The organism is Streptomyces sp. NPDC056503, from assembly GCF_042794995.1.
In the GTDB taxonomy this organism is placed as follows: Bacteria; Actinomycetota; Actinomycetes; order Streptomycetales; family Streptomycetaceae; genus Streptomyces.
Map to the genome: position 1 here is coordinate 78,838 of NZ_JBHTST010000017.1, position 3,842 is coordinate 82,679.

The 3,842-nt window shown below is 73.6% G+C and carries 2 protein-coding genes, 1 tRNA gene and 1 rRNA gene; 1 reads left to right on the forward strand and 3 read right to left on the reverse strand.

Annotation, left to right across the window (positions count from 1 at the left end):
- Positions 1–655, reverse strand: a 655-nt coding sequence (locus ACFQ8C_RS07710) for a HAMP domain-containing protein (protein WP_383453308.1), incomplete at its 3' end; no start/stop codon positions are given.
- A 268-nt stretch (positions 656–923) separates the two neighbouring features.
- Between ACFQ8C_RS07710 and ACFQ8C_RS07715 the strand changes: the two genes are divergently transcribed.
- Positions 924–3,569, forward strand: coding sequence for a SpoIIE family protein phosphatase (locus ACFQ8C_RS07715; protein WP_383453310.1), 2,646 nt, complete (start codon positions 924–926; stop codon positions 3,567–3,569).
- 102 nt (positions 3,570–3,671) lie between these two features.
- Here ACFQ8C_RS07715 and ACFQ8C_RS07720 read toward each other — a convergent pair.
- Positions 3,672–3,744: transfer RNA gene (locus tag ACFQ8C_RS07720), tRNA-Thr, on the reverse strand.
- A gap of 5 nt (positions 3,745–3,749) precedes the next feature.
- A 5S ribosomal RNA gene (gene rrf / locus ACFQ8C_RS07725) occupies positions 3,750–3,842 on the reverse strand; the annotation flags it as partial.

Genomic DNA, 3,842 nt, shown 5'->3' on the forward strand with positions numbered 1-3,842 from the left:
CCGAGTCCGTGAGGTCCTTCCAGGACCCGGACACGCCCCGCACGTGCGCCTGCCCGCCGAGGATGCCCTCGGTGCCCACCTCGACGGCCACCCGCGTCACCTCGGACGCGAAGACCGACAGCTGGTCCACGAGGTGGTTGACCGTACGCGCGACCTTCAGGAACTCCCCGCGCAGCGGCCGCACCGTCCCGTCGGCACCCTCCGAACGCAAGTCCATCCGCTGTTCGAGGTCGCCCTCGGCGACCGCGGTGAGCACCCGGCTCACCTCGGACACCGGCCGCGCCAGATCGTCGACCAGCGCGTTCGCCGCCTCGATCGCCGCCGCCCAGGCACCCTCGGTCGCCCCGGCCTCCAGCCGCTCGGACAGCTTGCCCTCGCGCCCGACGACCCGCCGCACCCGCGACAGCTCCCCGGTCACGTGCATCTGCCGGTCCGCGACCTCGTTGAAGACGGCCGCGATCTCGGCCATCACCCCGTCGCCGGAGACGGTCAGCCGCCTCCGCAGGTTCCCGTCGCGCATCGACACCAGCGCGGACAGCAACCGCTCCAGCGCGGCCACGTCCACCTGCACCGTCCCCCCACGGGAACGCCCGCCCCTCGCGCGCGTACCGCTGCCGCTGCCGCCGCCGCGCCGCGCCGCCGTGCCAGACTCCACCGTGTCCCTCCCGAAAGGGGTCGACCGTTCCGCTCCGGCTCACGCCGAAGCATTCCCAGTGTTTCACCGCGACCGAACCAGGCGATAACAGTTCGGCAGCTTCGCACAACGTCCCCACCCCCGGAGGGCGGAAACAGCGGAGACCGGCCTCCGCGGGGACGGCGAAGGTAAGTAACCTGGCATCCGGCTGTCCAGCCGCCCCGGTCCGCCCGGCGGGGGCGGTGTGGCGCGCGTACGACCACCGGGCAGCGGGAGGGGCAGACCGAGCATGGCAGAGCCGGGCGTCGAGACGCGTACGAGGAGAGCTGTGATCACCGCGCGGGCGACCGCCACCTTCGACCCCGTCGGACGGTCCGTCGCCGCCGCCCGGGCCTTCGTCCGGGACACCCTCCAGGGCTGGGGCCACGCCGAGCTCGTCGACGACGCCGTCGTCCTCACCAGCGAGCTGGTCACCAACGCCGTCGTGCACGCCGGCACCTCCGCCGACGTCCTGTGCCTGCGCTCCGAGGACAGCATCCGCGTCGAGGTCGCCGACCGCTATCCGGAGCGCGAGATCCCCGTCCAGAGCGGCCGCGCCATCGCGAGCCCCGACCGGGAGAACGGCCGGGGTCTGCTCCTGTGCGCCGCCCTCGCCGACCGCTGGGGCGTCGACTACTCCCCCACCCGCAAGCACGTCTGGTTCCACCTCGCCCTCCCCCAGCGCCCCGTCGGCACCCGCTCCGCCGGACCGGCCCTCCCCGACGCCCTCCTCCCGGTCGCCGACAGCCGCGTCCGCGTCGCCGTCGTCCAGATCGACCAGGGCGGCACCATCACCTCCTGGAACGAGGACGCCGGAGAGCTCTTCGGGTACGCCCCCGAGCAGGTCACCGGCAAGCCCCTGGGCGACCTCGCCGCCTGGCCCCACACCCCCGGCATCGGCACCGGCCTCGCCGAGGCCCTCCGCCTCTCCCGCTGGGAGGGCAGTTACGGGCTCCGCTGCTCCGACGGCCGCGTCATCCCCGTGTACGCCTCCCACCTGCGGGTACGCGACGCCGAGGGCGAGCCCTCCACGGTCTGCCTGCTGGTACGGGAGGACGAGCGCGCCGTCCTCCAGACGCCGCAGCGCCCCGCCGCCGACCCCACCGCGGAGAGCCGCGCCACGGACCCCTTCGAGGTGTTCATCGGCTCCCCCGCCCCCGACGACCTGGACGGCCTCCTCCAGCGCACGGTCGAGCGGGCCCGGGACATGCTCGACGGCGACTCCGCCTTCCTCCTCCTCGCCACCGACGACGAGACCGAGCTGGAGGTGCGGGCGACGACCGGCCTCCCGGCGGCCCGCCAGCGCTTCGCCCGCGTCCCGGTGGAGACCGGCGCCAGCCGCTACGGCTCCGCCCGCATGCCCGCCGTCCACGAGGACCTGGCCGCCGTCCCCGGTGCCGTGCCCCTCCTCGAAGGCACCGGCATGCGCTCGGTCGTCACGGTCCCCCTCAAGGTCGAGGGCCGTCTCACCGGCTCCCTCGGCGTCGCCGCGGAGGCCGCCAACCGCTATTCGAACGAGGAGGCCCTCCGCCTCCAGTTCGCCGCCGACCGGATCGCCCTCGCGGTGGAGTCCGCCCGCCTGGGCGAGCTCGAACGCCTCCGCCGCGGCTCCCTCAGCTTCCTCGTCGAGGCCTCCGACCTGCTGGCCGGCACCCTCGACCGCGACCAGACCCTGGCCCTGATGGCCCAGATGACGGTCCCCACCCTGGCCACCTGGTGCGCGGTCTACACGATCACCGACCCGGCCTCGGACCCGTACCTCTCCTATGTGCTCCACGAGGACGAGGACCGCATCGACGGTCTGAAGGCCCTGCTGCTCTCCATCGCCCCGCCCGACCCGGTGCCGACCCCCGGCGCCCGCCTCTGGACGGCCCCCGGCGACGCCGCCCACCGGGCCGCGCTGGCCGCCTCCGCCCGCGAGCTGGAACACCTGGGCAGCCCGCTCTCCTCCGGCATCGACACCGCCCTGGCCACGGCCGGCGCGGTCGCCGGCGAGACGGTCGTCCTGCCCCTGGTCGCCCGCAACCGCGTGATCGGCATGCTCACCCTCGGCCGCCCGGCCGAGGACCACTTCCGCCAGGAGATCCTGGAACTCGCCGAGGACCTCTCCCGCCGAGCCGCCCTGGCCCTGGACAACGCGCGCCTGTACTCCGAGCGCAACGCCATCAGCCAGTCCCTCCAGCGCAGTCTCCTCCCCCCTGACCTCCCCAAGATCCCCGGCGTCGAGGTGGACGTCATCTACCGCGCGGCCGGCGAGGGCAACGAGGTGGGAGGCGACTTCTACGACGTCTTCCCCATCCGCGACGACGTGTACGGCTTCGCCATCGGCGACGTCTGCGGCACGGGCCCGGAGGCCGCGGCCGTCACGGGCCTGGCCCGGCACGCCCTGCGCCTCCTCGCCCGCGAGGGCTTCGGCGGCCCGGCGGTCCTGGAGCGGCTGAACGCGGCCATCCTCGACGAGGGCGCCCGCAGCCGCTTCCTGACCCTCCTGTACGGCGAACTCCGCCCGCAGCCCGACGGTTCGGCGGTCCTGAAGGTCGTCTGCGCCGGTCACCCGCTCCCGCTCCGCCTCCGTCCCGACGGCACGGTCACCCCGGCCGCCGAACCCCAGCCGCTCCTGGGCGTGATGGAGGACCTGGAGCTGTACGAGGAGACCTTCTCGCTCGACCCCGGCGACGTCCTCCTCTGCGTCACGGACGGCGTCACCGAGCGCCGCGAGGGCACCCGCATGCTCGGCGACGACGGCCTCGCCGACGCCCTGCGGACCTGTACGGGACTGACGGCCGGCGCGGTCGGCGGCCGTATCCTCCGCACGGTCGAACGCTTCGCCCAGGCCCCCGCCTCGGACGACATGGCCATCCTGACGATGCGTCTGAGGGAACCGGACCCCAGCTGACGACAGACGGCCGACGCCTCCACGGGGAGGCGCCGGCCTACTCCCCGCTTCTTTCCCGTAAACGCAAGAAGGCCCCCGCCAATGGCGGGGGCCTTCTCTCTGAGCCCTTTAACGGAATCGAACCGTTGACCTTCTCCTTACCATGGAGACGCTCTACCGACTGAGCTAAAAGGGCGGGTTGTTCGGCGGCGTCCTACTCTCCCACAGGGTCCCCCCTGCAGTACCATCGGCGCTGAAAGGCTTAGCTTCCGGGTTCGGAATGTAACCGGGCGT